Source organism: Haloarcula salinisoli (genome assembly GCF_019599405.1).
Classification (GTDB): domain Archaea; phylum Halobacteriota; class Halobacteria; order Halobacteriales; family Haloarculaceae; genus Haloarcula; species Haloarcula salinisoli.
The window spans coordinates 262,516-276,958 of the sequence record NZ_RKLQ01000002.1 but is presented as its reverse complement, the minus strand read 5'-3'; the positions used below and the strand labels follow the sequence as shown (position 1 = coordinate 276,958).

The following is a 14,443-nucleotide window of genomic DNA, read 5'->3' as shown; positions in this document are numbered from 1 at the left end:
GGCCGGCACCACGCTGTGGTGGACCCCAGGGGGCAGTCGCTCAGAACCACCCTCGGCGTTCCCCAGTGAGATGGCCGGTCATCCCGCCGCTGTCGGTGAGACCACTATCAAACGTGAATACTGCCGCTGTAAGTATAAGTAATAGATTACTCTCAGTCCTCGTATGGCGGACTACGCTTCCAAATTCGGCCAGGGCGGGCTGAACGACCAGGTCGATGTCGACGCACTCGTCCGAGAGATCGGACTGGACCAGACGGAGATTCAGTGGCGGAAGGACTTCGTGAACTTCGACGACAGCGACCGGGAGCGACTGGCGGCGCTCCGGCCGCTGTTCGAAGACAACGCCGAGTCGATCGGCGAGATGTTCTACGAGAACCTCACGCAGTACGAGCAGACGGTCGAGGTAATCGGCCGGTCACCCAAAGCCGTCGACGCACTGAAGGAAACGCAGAAGGCGTATTTCGTCACGCTGGGCGACGGGGAGTACGGCGAGGAGTACTTCAAGAACCGCGCCCGCATCGGCAAGCTGCACGATATCCTCGAGATGCCGATGAAACACTACATCGGCCAGTACGGGGTCTACTACGACCTCATCCTCCCCTTGCTGACCGAGCGGGCGAGCGAACGCATCACCGAGCGACTCCAGGCCTCGCTCGGAGACGCCGCGACGGACGGTGGCACCGCCACAGCCGGCGGGGATGTGTCGGACGGAGACGTGCTCGATACCGTCCAGGGCGTGGTCGGCGAGGAGATTGCTGACCTCCGCGAGGATATCATATCCGTGTTGCGAATCATCAATCTGGACATGCAGGTCGTCGCGGACACGTACATCCACTCCTACAGCCAGAAGCTCCAGGACGAGATCGAACAGCGCGAGCAACTCGCCGCGGAGGTCGAGGACGACCTCGAAACGCCGATGGCCGAGCTCAAGGAGTCCTCCGACGGCGTCGCCCAGTCCTCCCAGCAGATATCCGACCTGACCGGCGAACAGTCCGAGCGCATCCAGTCCATCGCCAGCGAGGTGTCGAACATGAGCGCCACCGTCGAGGAGGTCGCCGCCAGCGCCAGCGAGGTCGAGGGCAACAGTCAGCGGGCGCGTGACCTCGCCGAGGACGGCCAGTCGGCCGCCGACGACGCTATGGGCGTGATGGACGACGTCGGCGACGCCGTCGACGACGTCTCAGACGACGTGGACGAACTCCAGGACCGGGTCGGCGAAATCGATTCCGTCGTCGAGGTCATCAACGACATCGCCGAACAGACCAACATCCTCGCGCTGAACGCCTCCATCGAAGCCGCTCGCGCCGGTGAGGCCGGCAGCGGCTTCGCCGTCGTCGCCGACGAGGTCAAGTCCCTGGCCGGCGACTCACAGGAGCGCGCCCAGGAGATAGAGACGCTCGTCCACGCCATCGAGGCCGACACCGAGGACACCGTCGAGAGCTTAGACGAGACGACCGAACAGATAGAGGCCGGCATCGAGCGCGTCTCCGAAGCGATGGAGCTGCTCGACGACATCGCCGACGCCGTCCAGGAGACCGCCCAGGGCATCCGCGAGGTCTCCGACGCCACCGACGAACAGGCCGCAAGCACCGAGGAAGTCGCGAGTATGCTGGACGAACTCGTCGCACAGGCCGACACCGTCGCCGCCGAAGCCGAACAGATCGCCGCCGCCAACGAGGAACAGGCCGCGACGATAGAGGAAGTGTCCCAGGCCGTGGGTCGGCTGACGGAGAACTAGAGGTTCGGGTCGTCGAGCGCGTTTCTCCTGTCTCTGGCACCACGACTGGGGTCTCGCCGGTGCCGAAGTCTACCCAAAAACAGCCGTGTCGCCGAAGGTTTTTGTTGTAACGATTGTAAGGATTGCACACGAGGGGGCACTCATGTCGAAGGCAACCAAGCGAATCCCAGTCACCGAGGAACGGTGGAAAGAGCTGAGCGAACTGAAAGAGGCCGGTGAGACGTACGACGACCTGCTGGGTGAGTTGATACAGGAACACCAGCGCCGACAACTGGCCGAACGAGCGAAGACGGTGCGAGAGGTAGACAGCGACGAGCTGACCTCGCTCGATGAGTTATGAGGTCCTCCTCGCGGCGGAAGCCCGCGAGTACGTCGCCGCGTTAGACGAGAAGAGCGCCCGAATCGTCAAGGACAACCTTCAGAAACTGGCCGACGACCCCTACCCGAGGCCGGACGCCGGGTCCGGCGACAGGGAGAAGCTCGTCGTCGACGGCAAGGAGCTATACCGGTTGCATATCGGCCGAACGCATACGGCATTTTACGATATTCTCGAGGCCGCAGAAGAGGTCCGGGTAATCGAAATACTGGCTATCGACGACGCGCACAAGCGATACGGGTTCGACTGAGCCTGTGTTTGCTGGGGCACCCTCTATACGAAAGACTACCCGCTGGCAACAATGTCTAGCTGACCGGATTCTTGAACAGCTGCGAGACCAATCGGTATCGATAGCGAAGCACATCGTAATCCGCGACGGAATTCACGACACCGAATCACAATATCGACGAGCGGCGTCGGAAATACTGGGTCGCTCAGTTCGCGGGTTTCGGGTGTCTCGAACCAGCTGCCGACATTCTGCTCTTCCTTCCAGAGCAATCGATGTTTGGACGGGGTCCTCACACCATTACCCGAATCCCCAAGATTGCGGGATGTCCGCGCGAACGAAGTAAGCGCGGTTCACCGGCATCGAGCGAAGCGAGATGCCGGCCTTTTTCATCGACGTTTTTCGAGGAGCCCTCCCGCAGCGAGCCGTAGGCTCGCGAGGAAGGGCGACGACGAAAAAGGTCGACGGGCACGGTGGGATTCGAACCCACGACCGTCGGATTAGAAGTCCGACGCTCTATCCGGGCTGAGCTACGTGCCCACACGGGGCCAAAAACGGGGCAGCGTCAAAAACCGTCCGAATCGGCCGGCTACGTCGGGCATTAATATTCCAGCGCCGCTCTGGGAGCGGTCCCACTGTGGTAGCAGACATCAGATACAGCCAGACAGTCCCACCCGTAGCTGTTTGGCCAGCCGACATGGGTGGGACTGAGCGGGGCCTCCGGCTCCGCGAGGGTTGGGAGACGAGAAGCGTCTCCAGGGACTTTCTGGCTGTTCACGCTGTCGGTTCCAGTCGTTGCTAGCGGGGCTTTCTGGCTCAACGCACCAACGCCTACGTGCCTGACCGCTACTCACACGCCTCATTCCCCGGGCCGGTCCACGTTCCGGAACTCGAACCGCGCCCCACCGGCGTCGCTCTCCGTCACAGAGACGGTCCACTCGTGGGCGTCGGCGATGGTGCGGACGATAGACATTCCGAGGCCGGTGCCCTCGTTGGTGGTGGTGTAGCCGTGGTCGAGGACGGCGTCGCGTTCGTCTTCGGGGATGCCGACGCCGTCGTCTTCGATGAAGAAGCCGCCGTCGAGCGGGCCGACGGTGACGGTGAGGCCGCCGCCGTCGCCCAACGCCGCGCCGGTCTCCTCGGGGAGCCCGTGTTCCATCGAGTTCCGAAAGAGGTTCTCGAAGATGTGGAGCAGGTAGTCGGGGTCGGCGATGATGATGGCGTTTTCGGAGACCCGCAGAGCGGCGTCGCCGGTGTCGACGTGGGCCCAGGCAGTGTGGGCGGTCTGGGCGACGTTGACGCGGTCCGCGTCGAGGCTGTCGCGGTCGACGGTAGTCAGTTCGCGCAGCTCCTCGACCATCTCGCTCATCCGGCGGATGGCGCGGTCGACGTCGTCGAGCCGGGAGAGGTCCTCCGTCTCGCGGGCGAGTTCGACGTAGCCCGAGGCGACCTGGATTGGGTTGCGCAGGTCGTGGGAGACGAACTGGCCGAACTGGTCTAAGCGTTCGTTCTGGCGTTCGAGCTGGGCGGTGCGAACCTGGAGCTGGCCGCGCTGGCGACGTTCCTCGGTGATGTCGCGACCGACGACGACGACGCCGGCGCCCTCCCCCGTGGAGTTTTCTATCGTGGAGACGCCGATGTCGTAGAAGCGCTGCTCGCCGTCTATCTCGCAGGCGAGGATGGTGTCGTCGTCGACCGGGGTGCCGGCGACGGACTGCTCGTAGCAGGACAACAGCGTCGGCCGGGCGGCGAAGGCCGTCTCGACCGGTTCGGTCGGAGCGTCGGCGTCGGGGGACCGGCCCAGGAGTCGGTTCCCCGGCGGGTTCGTGTACCGAATCGTCCCCTCGCGGTCGACGATGTAGACGGCGTCGTCCATGCTCTCGATGACGGCCTGGCGGGCCAGGGGCTGGATGTCGAAGAAGAAGTCGTTGACGTACGACCAGCCGATGGGGATGGCGGCGATGGTCGCGCCGTAGGTGATGAGCTGGACGTTGGGCCATGGGTTCAGCGCCGGGAGCAGCGTCGTGTGTTCCGAGAGAAAGAGCACGGAGAGGCCGAACTCGACGGAGCCGACGACCGTCAACACGAGCAGCTGTGGCCGATAGCTGGCGAAGGTGCGTTTCCACGTCGAGACGATAAGGACGTGGGCGACGCCGACGACCCCGAAGATGTAGACGCAGTTGAGCCAGAACAGCGGGCCGAGCGTGAGTTCGAGCAGGAAGAGCGCACCCATCGTGTCGAGCGCGAGCGCCGACCAGTACAGCTCGCCGGGATTTACCAGTACCAGGCCGACGAAGGCGAGGCCGACGGCGACGATGGGGGCCAGTAGCCGGCGGTCGAGCAGTTCCCGGCGGTCGGTGTACTGGGCGGCGAACACCCAGAACGCCATCGCGAACAGCGGACTCATCGCGTGCCGAGCGACGAACCACGGGCGCTTGCCGGCCACCGTCGGCACGAGCAGCTGCCCGACGTATAGCGTCGACCACACGGCCAGTGTGACCATCAGGACCGTGTAGGTCCGTGCGCCCCGCGTCGCTCGCTGTTGCCAGGCCACCCCCGCGATGAGCAACGCGAGCGCTGTCGAGAGCATCCCGAGGACGACGACGGGATGGGTGAGCGCGCTCATAGCACATTATACTGCACGTATTATGAGTCAGTTACGGCTTTCGGCGGCGCGCAGTCGTCGATATTCGAGTTTCGTGTAGTAGCCGACTGTCCGGAGGATGCCGTCCTCGGTCATCCGCCGGCCGGAGGTCTCGACGAGGACACGGGGGCAGGTCGCGGTGGCGTAGGCCCGGCCGAGCCGGTGGCTGAAGGTGAGGTCCTCGTTGGGGCCGCTCGCGAACCCGCCCACGTCGAAGTACGCCGGCCGCGAGACGAAGACGTTGAACCCCGGGAACGGCGGCGGCGACAGTCTGGGCAACCCGTGGTTGAAGAGGCATTCGAAGGGAACGGTGCGCCAGCCGCCGGTGACGCGACAGCGGCTGTTGGCCCCGGCGAGGTCCCGGTCACGGACAAAGGAGAGCATCGCCTCGGTGTAGTCGGGTCGCAGGCGGGTGTCGGCGTCGATAAAGGCGAGCCACTGGCCGCTCGCGTGGCGGGCGCCGCGGTGTCTGGCGTCTCCCTGGCCCGTGGCCGGGCAGGTAAGGACGCGAGCGCCGTGGTCACTGGCGATAGCTCGGGTGTCGTCGTCGCTGTCGCCGTCGACGACGAGACACTCGTGGTCGACCGACGCCGCCGTCGACCGAATCGAGGACAGCGTCGCGGGGAGATAGTCGGCCTCGTTCCTGGCGGGCACGACGAAACTGACCGTGGGGTCACCCGTCGAACTCGACATCCTCGTCGGTCGCCGCTTCGGTCGTGATAGCGATGGCGTCGGTCGTCTCGACGGCGTCGAGCCCGTCGATGGCACAGACGTCGGCGACGGCCTCGTGGGCCACCGAGACGGCGAGGTCGTCGAACTGGAGGCGGCGTTCGACGGTCCCGCCGGCGGCTTCGGCGGCCGCGGCGACGGCGTCCGGGTCGGCGTCGTCAGCCGTCGTCAGCGCGAGTCCGACCGATTCGCCCTCGATGGGGTCCTCGCGGATACTTTTCACGGCGCGGGAGACGTACATTACTCCGAGGAGGGGCCGCCAGGGCCTTGGTTGTGGCGCTCGGCGGCGTTCAGGCGAGACTCGGCGATGGCGAAGGCGAGTGTGCTCGCCAGTCCCAGCAGCGTCCCGCCGGTGAGGACGACGGCGAGATACTCCAGGGTGCGACTACCGAGGAAGAAGGCGCTGAGTCCGTGGAGGACGCCGCCGATGGCCAGTACGTAGAAGGGCGCGTTGAGGTAGCGCCACTCGAAGCTCCCGTTGAGGTACTCGTCGGTTACCCGGCCCAGGCTGGAGGTGATGCCGGCGGCGGCGAACCACTGGACTGCGCCGTTGACCAGCGCTGCGAGCACCTCGACGGCCGAGAGGGGTTTGGGCTGGTTCTCGTAGGCGGTGACGCCGCTGAGCCCGCCGATGGCCAGCAGGGCCGCGGCGACGACGTAGGTGATGATGGTGATGCGGCCGCCGTAGAAGCCGGAGGTCGCGCGGTCGACGGCCTCGTCGAGGATGCGCTCGACGCCGAGCCCACGCCCCAGCACGTAGAGTCCCAGCAGGCCCGAAATGATGCCAAGCGCCGACCCTGGATAGCCCAGGGACTCGACGGCGATTGTCATCGGGTAGATGAGCAGGAGGATGCCGAGCGGGACGAGAATAGTCCCCCGCGTCTCGGGGTCGTTGAGCACCTGCTTGATAGTGTAGTACATCGATTCGAGGTCCTGTGCCTGCCGGACGACGACGCGGCGGACCCCGTCGATGCGGATGCGCGAGCGGATGACCGGTACGACGGACTCGTCCTGGGCGCCGTCGGTCACGACGATGGCCCGGACGTCCTCGTTGGCCGCGAGGGATGCGAGGACGGTGTCGACCTCCTCGCCGACGGCGCGGTTGGCGGCCACGTCGCCGGCGTCGACGCCCGTGACCGCCGCGACCTCGACGGGCTCGTCGTCGATCTCGTCGGCGATGTGGACCCCCTCGAAGAGGACGTTGACGTCGGAGTCCTCCGGGTCCGCGCTGGCCAGCGCGACGGCTGCGTCGACGACGTTGTCGCGGCCGACGACGGGCGTCTCGACGTCGGTCTTGCGCCCGAGGTCGTCGTCCAGGTCCACGCACAGCACCAGCAGCATTGGTCGGTGGTATGCCAGCGGCCTTTAATTGTCTTCGGGCGTGGCAAAGATTGCCACCCTACGTGGTGCGACGTTCCACGACGAGCAACACGGCGAGCCCGATGATGATGAGCGTGTACGAGCCGGCGGCCATCAGCGCCGCCTCCTCGTCGGCGTACTCGCCCGTCCGGAAGATGATGGCTTTCCGGACCATCGCGATGACGCCCGTGTAGATGACCAGCCGGACGATGCGGCGGGTCTCGCTCTCCTGCGTGTAGGCGACGACGGTCTGGTACACCTCGACGATGATAAAGAGGAGGAGGGCGGTGTCGATGAAGCCGACCACGACCAGCGGGTCGGTGATGCGGCCGCTGAGTGCGCTGTTGAATATCTGGAGCCCGAGGTCGAACACGCCGATGGCGAACAGTAACACGATGACCAGCGCGGCGATGACCTCGACGTAGCGGATGAGTTCTTCGCTGGCCGCCAGGACCCGCTCGTCGAGTGAGTCACCCATCGGGAGCGACCCGCCGACCGGGTCTGCCTCCTCGTCGTCCATAGTCCATATTGGAATCTGACACGTATCAACGGCGTGCCTATCTGACGTGGCCCGGGTCGGCCGACCGGGGGTCCGGTGGCGTCCCGCCGCGGCCCGGCCATACGCTTACTGGTCGTGGCGGCGGCATAAGCCCGGCGGCGACGTGCGGTCAGCTCCCGTCGTCCGTCTCGCTCGACGGGTCCGCGGCCGTCTCCAGAATCGTGTCCATCGTCTCGAGTTCGGTGTCGAGCCTGGCTGCCACCCGACGACTGGGAGTAGCCACCGTCCGTCTCGCCCGGCTCGTACTGCCAGTCGTCGATTTTCTCTACCGACGGGTCGCTGGGCGTCGGCGTCTCGGTCGTCGTGCCGGGCGTCGGGTCGTCCCGCTCGCCCGGCGAGCCCAGCGACGAACAGCCCGCCAGCGCGGTTCCAGCGCCCGCCGCGAGCAGTTTGATGTACGAGCGTCGGGAGTTACCGTCGACCATACGTGGGCCGACACGGGTGCGGACCCTATAGGCGACGTTCGCTCAAACCCCGGTTTGAGCGACGCCATCCGTGCGGCCAGTTTCGCACGCTTTTTGTCACTCCACGAGCAAGGATTGGTACTCAATGATCTCCGAGGGCTGCGAGCAGTGCGCCAAAGGCGGCAAGATGGTACTCTTTGTCTACGGCTACTGCGACCAGCGGGACTGTTTCTACTGCCCTCTCGGGGAGAACCGCAAGAACGTCACCCAGATGTACGCCAACGAGCGTCCCATCGAGGACGACAGCGACGTCATCGAGGAGGCAAAGCGCATGAGCGCGCTGGGCACCTCGATTACGGGCGGCGAACCACAGGAGGTACTCGACCGGACCTGTCACTATCTGGAACTGCTCAAAGACGAGTTCGGCGAGGACCACCACACGCACCTCTACACCGGTATCACCGGCGGTCGCGAGAATATGCGCCGGCTCAGCGAGGCGGGCCTGGACGAGATTCGCTTCCACCCGCCACTGGAGCTGTGGGGCGATATGCACGGCACCGAGTGGGAGGAGATTCTCTACATCGCCCGCGAGGAAGGACTCACCCCGGCCTTCGAGATTCCCGGCATCCGCGCCGAACCGGAGTTCCTGGAGTTCCTCGACGAGGGCGCCGCGGACTTCTGTAACATCAACGAGTTCGAGATGTCCGACGGCAACTACCGCCGGATGCAGGAGGAAGGGTTCGAGCTCAAGGAAGACCACATGAGCGCCGTCGAGGGCTCTCACGACATCCTCGAACAGATGGGTGACCACGAGAAGGTCTACTTCTGTACCAGCGTCTTCAAAGACGCCGCCCAGCACCGCTCCCGACTGAAGCGGATGGCCGAGAACATCCGCCGGGAGTTCGACGACGTCACCGAGGACGGCACGCTCGTGTATGGAAAGGCATGGGTGAGCGAGGCCCGCCTCGACGAACTGGGCGTCCCCGAGGAGTTCTACGTCGCCAAGTCCGAGCACGTCGAACTCGCCTGGTGGCTCTTAGAGGAGATGGTCGAGGAGGGCGACGTGCCCAAAGGCGAAATCGTCGAGCAGTATCCGACCTACGACGGGACGGTCGTGGAGCGAACGCCACTGTCGGGCGGGGCGGGCGGGAGCCGGGCGACCGCGGACGACTGAGTGTACGGCGACCGAAGGGAGCCGTTTCCCCGGTGGCGAACGGAGTGAGCCACCGGCCTTTTTCGCGAACGTTTTTCGAGGAGCGGTTCGCGCTTTGCGCGAACCCGACGCAGAAAAAGGTTCAGAGGCACTGTCGACAGTAGGCGGTGTCGTCGCGGTTACCAGCGCCACAGGTCGGACAGGTCACGACCGGCGAGTCCGGCGAGGCCGTGGGGCTGAGCGAGAGTCCCGAGGCGTCGTCGGCCTCGGCGCGCTCTCTGACCCGCCGGACGAGCGCGTCGTCCTGCATCGACTGCAGGCCGCGCCAGAGGCCGAGAAAGAGCAGCGTCGGCGCGACGATGACGAACAGGCCCGCGAGGACGCGCAAAGCGAGTTCGAGCTGGCCGAGTGCCATGGGCTACCATAGGCCTCCACCGTGGAGAATCCGTCGGCGTCGAGGGCCGTCGGTATCTTCCGCTGTCACCTGTCGAGATGCGGCGGCGGACACAGATACCGATAGTTAATTTTATATTTTTCTCGAAAAATTTTATAAGTCAGGTCCCTCTTACCAGTATCCAGAACGGACGGATACTCGGCATGGGAGCAATGATAGCGAGCGGTTTCGGTCTGGCTGGGGCGATCTGCGTCCGCACGATGGAGCGATTCTAGATGGATACGGACCGGGCCCGTGAGATTCTCGGGGTGTCGATTTCCGACGGCGACGAGGAACTGGAAGCGGCGTATCGGCAGAAGGTGAAAACGCACCACCCCGACGTGACCGACGACCCGGAGGCGGCAGGCAAGTTCCGCAAGGTCCAGGAAGCGAAAGAGACCCTCGAACAGTTCCGACAGCGAGAGAGAACCGGCGACCGGGCGGGCTCTGGGGACTCCGGACAGCGGCGGCAGCGACAGCGGCCCGACTGGGCCGACGCGGGTCGGGGGCAAACCGACCGACGGTCCCGTACCGAGCAGACGGCACGTGCAAGCGAGTCCGACTCACAGTGGTCCGAGCGCTCGCGGTCGACACCAGGACAGGCCGACCAGTGGGTGAACCGCGAGCGAGACGAGCGGGCAGCCGACGGCGAATGGCAGTACGAGTCCGCGACGAGTCGACACGGTGCCTCGTGGACCGCCGATGGTGTCAGCGGAAGCGGGTCCAGAAGCGCCGCCCGGCGCAGGGAGCGAACACGCAACCGTACAGGTCGGAGCCGGTCCCGAGGGAGCGAAGACCAGGCAGCGGCCACAGACCAGGCAGGGACCACGGCCGACGATGCCGAACAGACGAACGGGCCACTGGTGGTGCGAATGGGGTATGCAGCGGGTATCGGGTCGATGGTGTATCTCGCCTTTCTGCTCGCACTCGTCGGGACCGCGTCGCTACTGCCGATGGCGACGGCTGTGACCTTCGTCGCGGGGCTGGGTGGGCTGGCATGGGCCGGAAGCCGGTACCCGCTCTCGACGACGGGGACGACCGGCCTGCTCGGACTCTCCGCCGTCGGTGTCCTGCCGGTCGGGCCGGTGTATTCCCTCTCGGGAACGATGCCAGGTATCGCGTCGTACAGCCCGCTGGGAATCGATATGCTGCTTGCCCTCCCAATCATTGCGACGGCAGCCGGTATCGCGTACGGGACGGCGGTTCGGGACGGCGAGCGTTCGACCGACCAGTCTCAGTAGTTGTACAGCGACACCACGAAGGGGAGCTTGCCGTACATCCACACGGCAAGCGGGATGCCGACGATAGAGAGCGTCAGCGTGTAGGCGACACCGGTCCAGACGCCGCTGGCCCACCAGCCGACCAGGAGGAACCACACGGCCCGGACCGGGATGGAGTACTGTGATTTGCCGGCGCCTGCCTCGACGTACCGCTCGCGTTTCTTCAGCGAGAGGACGTACGGGACCCAGTTTATCATCTTGATACCCAGCGGAATGCCGATGATGGTGACGTTCAACAGCCAGGCGACGGAGAGCCAGAGGCCGGTGAGCCACCAGCCCACGAGGAGGAACCAGACGGCGCGGACGAGGAGCGAAGGTTGGTCAGCCATACGACATGTAGGGCACAGACGGGGATAAGTAGCGCGTCCAGACTCTCGCGTGTCGTCTGGCCGTATCAGTCCGTCCACCGGAAATCCGGCGGTTCAGCGACGACGACTCAGCACTCGCCTTTGATATCCTCGGCGTACGGGTGGTCCGACCACATATCCAGCACGTCGTTCATCTTCTCGTCGACCGTCTCGCAGTCGTCTCGCCACAGCGCGTTCAACCCCTCCTGGTAGGTCGTCGAGAGCTCGCTCTGTTCGGGCTCGACACCGAGTTCTTCGAGGAATTCCGTCGCGGTTTCGATGGGGAGGGCAAAGCCCGTATCTTCGATGCTGGAGTCCGCGGGCCCGAACGTCGCGACGCCGACGACTTCCCCGTCGCTGTTGTACACCGGACCGCCGCTGTTGCCGCTGTTGATCGCGGCGTCGGTCTGAATCGTCTCCACGTCGGATTTCAGCGTTCGCCGTGCACTGACGACACCGGAGAACAGAGACGGCTCCAGCGTTGTATTGCGGTCCGTGAACAGGGACTCGATGCCGATAGTCGGATAGCCGATGACGAACAGGTCCGCGCCGGTTCCGAGTCCGGTAGAGTCGCCCAGCCGGACGGTCGGGAGCGGGTGGTCCACGTCGACTTTGAGAACGGCGATGTCCCGGCCCCACGTCGTCTCGCCGTCGACCTCTTCGTAGACAGAGCCGGTCGTCTCGACGGACGCCGACCAGCTCTTGGCGCTGAACTCCTCGTCCGGCGTCGCGGTGCCACTGAGGACGCCGACGCTCGTCGAGACCGAGGCGACAGTGGACTTCTCTGCGTAGTAATCGTTTAACTTGGTCGTGAAAATGTCGGTCAGTTCCTGTTGCTCGCTCTCGCTGAGGTCGTCGTCGCCTGCCAGTTCCCCCTGTATGGCCTGTCGTGTTTCGGCCGCGAGCTGGTAGTAAATCTGCTCCTCGGGGTCTTTGTCGGTGCCGACGACGTGAGCGTTCGTCACGACGTAGCCGTCCGGACTGACGATAAACCCCGACCCCGTCGCTCCCGCGGTGAGGTCTCTGGAGTTCGTCTCGGCGTCCTCGGCTGCGTACACGCCGTAATCCCTGATTATCTCGACGACTGAGCTACGACCGTCCTCGCCGTCGACAGTTTGCTCTAACTGTTCGGTCCCTGATCCGTCTGGCTCCGAGAGCTCGAGAACAGGCGTTCCCCCATCCGTGTCGATCTCGTAGCGCCGTTCGTACTCGCTTCCGTCAGAATATGTGACCCGAAGAAGCTGCTCGGGCGGGTACGTCTCGTACGTTCCGGTGGCCTCTTGACCGGACTCACGGTACGAAAACGTCAGGTCGTCGTTGAACTGGAGTTCCGTACCCTCTCGCTCCCACGTCCCGAGAAGCGGCTCCTGGACCCGGTCGTAGTACTCGGCCTCCGGCCACTCGATCGTGCCGGAGACCGTCCACCGGATATTCGGAATCGCGGCCTTGTCCCGGAGAACCGTCTGGCGTTCGATGGTGGGTTTGTCCATCGGCGCTGTCGGCGTGGCCGTCTGTTCCGGCGTCGCCGCCGCCGACGTCGTCGCTGGCGTCTCCTCGCTCCCCAGGTCGCTACAGCCGCTAATCCCCACAGTTAACGCACCCGAGAACACCCCGAGTGCCTCACGGCGGGAAAATCCATCGAAGGACCGGTCCATGCCCGCCTATTATTATCGAAGATATAAAGTAATTTTTTGTTTGTCCACTAGCGATAAGTATCCGCTCGATAGCGCGGTTCGACATTTCTTCAAAACGCACACAGACAGTGGCGAAGACGGACTACTCCTCCACGGCTCACTGCGTTCGCCGTTACGGTTCGAGGTCTCCCGTTGGTCGACCTCGCTACTGCTCGCGGGTCACGCCGTTCCCCGCTCGCAATCCGAGAAAGCTCCCTGCGGTCGCTTTCTCGCTACTCCTCCGCGGGTCGCTTCGCTCCCCGCTCCGGTTCGAGGTCGCTCACTACGTCGTCGGGCGGCGCTGCCGCCCGACTGCCCGAGGGACCGACGGTCCCTCGCTGTTCGCGACCTCGCTACTCCTCGAACACGAACGTCCCATCCTCCTGCACTTTCTCCCCGTCCACCTCGATGAACGACTCCTCGCTCATGTCGACGATCATGTCGACGTGGACCGCGGAGTCGTTCTGCTCGTTGTCCTCGCCGACGGTCTCCTCGTAGGCGCGACCGACGGCCATGTGAACGGTGTCGCCCATCTTCTCGTCGAACAGCATGTTGTAGGTAAAGCGGTCGATGTCGCGGTTCATCCCGATGCCGAGCTCGCCCAGCCGGCTCGCGCCCTCGTCGGTCGAGAGGACTTCCGACAGCAAGTCCTCGTTCTTGCCGGCGCTGTGTTCGACCACGTCGCCGCCCTCGAACCGGAGGAAAACGTCGGTAATCTCCCGGCCCTGGTGGTAGAGGGGTTTGTCGAAGAGGACCTCGCCCTCGACGCTGTCGGCGACGGGCGCGGTGAAGACCTCGCCGCCGGGGAGGTTCTTCTCGCCGTAGTCGTTGAGCGTCGGGTTGCCGGCGACGGACATCGTCACGTCGGTCCGTTCGCCGGAGACGATGCGGACCTCGTCTGCGGGGTCTAAGATGTCGACCATCTGTGACTGGTGTTCCCGAACGGCGTCCCAGTCCTTGTTGACGGCGTCCCAGACGAAGTCTTCGTAGGCCTCGGTGGACATCCCCGCAAGCTGGGCGTTGGCCGCGGCCGGGTACTGGGTGAGACACCACGGCTTCGACAGCCGCTCGGCGAGCAGCGGTTGCATCGCCTGCTGGTAGGCGGCGTTGGTCTCGGGGTCGACGTCGCTGGTCTCGGTGACGTTCGCGTTCGCTCGGATGGCGATATAGCAGTCCATCGCCTCGTACAGCGCCTCCATGTGGCCGGGCGTTTCGAACTCGTCGCGGTTCCGGAGGAAGGCCCGTTGATAGCGCTCGCCCAGCCGGTCCTGGACGACGAGCGGGTTCGCACCGCGGTCGGCGGCGAGTTCGTGGAGCGCGACGACGAGGTCCTCGGCGACGGGATGGGCGTCGATGACGAGGTCGTCGCCCTCGGAGAGGTCGATGGAGTGGTCGACGATGACGGACGCGTGTTCGCGGATTCGCGGGTCCATACCTGCAACTCCGGCGTCGCGGCCAAACCATTTTCGGGACCGCAGAGAGATTTGGTCGCGGAGTGGCACACAAATTGAACCGCTCACCA

Annotated in this window: 14 protein-coding genes and 1 tRNA gene; 5 read left to right on the top strand and 10 right to left on the bottom strand. The window is 64.9% G+C overall.

All coding sequences use genetic code 11. The features are described 5' to 3' along the window. Window positions 1-163: 163 nt before the first annotated feature. The 3 genes from EGD98_RS10495 to EGD98_RS10485 all read left to right on the top strand — a co-directional run bounded on the left by EGD98_RS10495 (window position 164) and on the right by EGD98_RS10485 (window position 2,364). A complete protein-coding gene (locus EGD98_RS10495) occupies window positions 164-1,738 on the top strand; it encodes a globin-coupled sensor protein (RefSeq protein WP_220588328.1) in 1,575 nt (524 codons plus the stop codon). A gap of 142 nt (window positions 1,739-1,880) precedes the next feature. Beyond that, entirely contained in the window at window positions 1,881-2,078 is a 198-nt protein-coding gene (locus EGD98_RS10490; protein ID WP_220588327.1) for a hypothetical protein, read from the top strand. Next, window positions 2,068-2,364 (top strand): type II toxin-antitoxin system RelE family toxin, encoded by a 297-nt coding sequence (locus EGD98_RS10485; protein ID WP_220588326.1) that lies wholly within the window; start codon window positions 2,068-2,070, stop codon window positions 2,362-2,364. The genes EGD98_RS10490 and EGD98_RS10485 overlap by 11 nt, the downstream gene beginning before the upstream one ends. Window positions 2,365-2,805: 441 nt before the next feature. Here EGD98_RS10485 and EGD98_RS10480 read toward each other — a convergent pair. The 6 genes from EGD98_RS10480 to EGD98_RS10455 form a co-directional block, all read right to left on the bottom strand. Beyond that, window positions 2,806-2,880 (bottom strand) — tRNA-Arg (locus EGD98_RS10480). Window positions 2,881-3,199: 319 nt separating this feature from the next. Next, window positions 3,200-4,966, bottom strand: a complete 1,767-nt coding sequence (locus EGD98_RS10475; RefSeq protein ID WP_220588325.1) for a sensor histidine kinase — start codon at window positions 4,964-4,966, stop codon at window positions 3,200-3,202. A 27-nt stretch (window positions 4,967-4,993) separates the two neighbouring features. Then, window positions 4,994-5,677, bottom strand: coding sequence for a glycosyltransferase (locus EGD98_RS10470; protein ID WP_220588324.1), 684 nt, complete (start codon window positions 5,675-5,677; stop codon window positions 4,994-4,996). Then, on the bottom strand, window positions 5,658-5,954 hold the full coding sequence (locus tag EGD98_RS10465; RefSeq protein ID WP_220588323.1) for a hypothetical protein: 297 nt from the start codon (window positions 5,952-5,954) through the stop codon (window positions 5,658-5,660). Before EGD98_RS10465 ends, EGD98_RS10470 begins: the two co-directional genes overlap by 20 nt. After that, complete coding sequence (locus tag EGD98_RS10460; RefSeq protein WP_220588322.1) at window positions 5,954-7,054, bottom strand: DUF373 family protein; 1,101 nt, start codon at window positions 7,052-7,054, stop codon at window positions 5,954-5,956. Before EGD98_RS10460 ends, EGD98_RS10465 begins: the two co-directional genes overlap by 1 nt. 58 nt (window positions 7,055-7,112) lie before the next feature. After that, a complete protein-coding gene (locus EGD98_RS10455; protein ID WP_220588321.1) occupies window positions 7,113-7,592 on the bottom strand; it encodes a phosphate-starvation-inducible PsiE family protein in 480 nt (159 codons plus the stop codon). Window positions 7,593-8,180: 588 nt separating this feature from the next. On the opposite strand from EGD98_RS10455, the gene EGD98_RS10450 reads away from it, so the two are divergent. After that, complete coding sequence (locus EGD98_RS10450; protein ID WP_220588320.1) at window positions 8,181-9,209, top strand: radical SAM protein; 1,029 nt, start codon at window positions 8,181-8,183, stop codon at window positions 9,207-9,209. Between the two features lie 121 nt (window positions 9,210-9,330). On the opposite strand, the gene EGD98_RS10445 is transcribed toward EGD98_RS10450, so the two are convergent. After that, window positions 9,331-9,603 carry a zinc ribbon domain-containing protein gene (locus tag EGD98_RS10445; RefSeq protein WP_220588319.1) on the bottom strand — a complete coding sequence of 91 codons (273 nt, stop codon included), beginning with the start codon at window positions 9,601-9,603 and terminating at the stop codon, window positions 9,331-9,333. 254 nt (window positions 9,604-9,857) lie between these two features. Between EGD98_RS10445 and EGD98_RS10440 the strand changes: the two genes are divergently transcribed. Next, entirely contained in the window at window positions 9,858-10,862 is a 1,005-nt protein-coding gene (locus EGD98_RS10440; protein ID WP_220588318.1) for a J domain-containing protein, read from the top strand. Here the strand turns inward: EGD98_RS10440 and EGD98_RS10435 are convergent. The 3 genes from EGD98_RS10435 to EGD98_RS10425 form a co-directional block, all read right to left on the bottom strand. Beyond that, window positions 10,856-11,230, bottom strand: a complete 375-nt coding sequence (locus EGD98_RS10435) for a YccF domain-containing protein (protein ID WP_220588317.1) — start codon at window positions 11,228-11,230, stop codon at window positions 10,856-10,858. The genes EGD98_RS10440 and EGD98_RS10435 overlap by 7 nt on opposite strands. Before the next feature lie 107 nt (window positions 11,231-11,337). Then, the gene (locus EGD98_RS10430) at window positions 11,338-12,903 is read right to left on the bottom strand and encodes a S1C family serine protease (RefSeq protein WP_220588316.1); all 1,566 of its coding nucleotides are present in this window, start codon (window positions 12,901-12,903) and stop codon (window positions 11,338-11,340) included. A gap of 371 nt (window positions 12,904-13,274) precedes the next feature. Beyond that, the gene (locus EGD98_RS10425) at window positions 13,275-14,354 is read right to left on the bottom strand and encodes an aminopeptidase (protein WP_220588315.1); all 1,080 of its coding nucleotides are present in this window, start codon (window positions 14,352-14,354) and stop codon (window positions 13,275-13,277) included. Window positions 14,355-14,443: the final 89 nt, after the last annotated feature.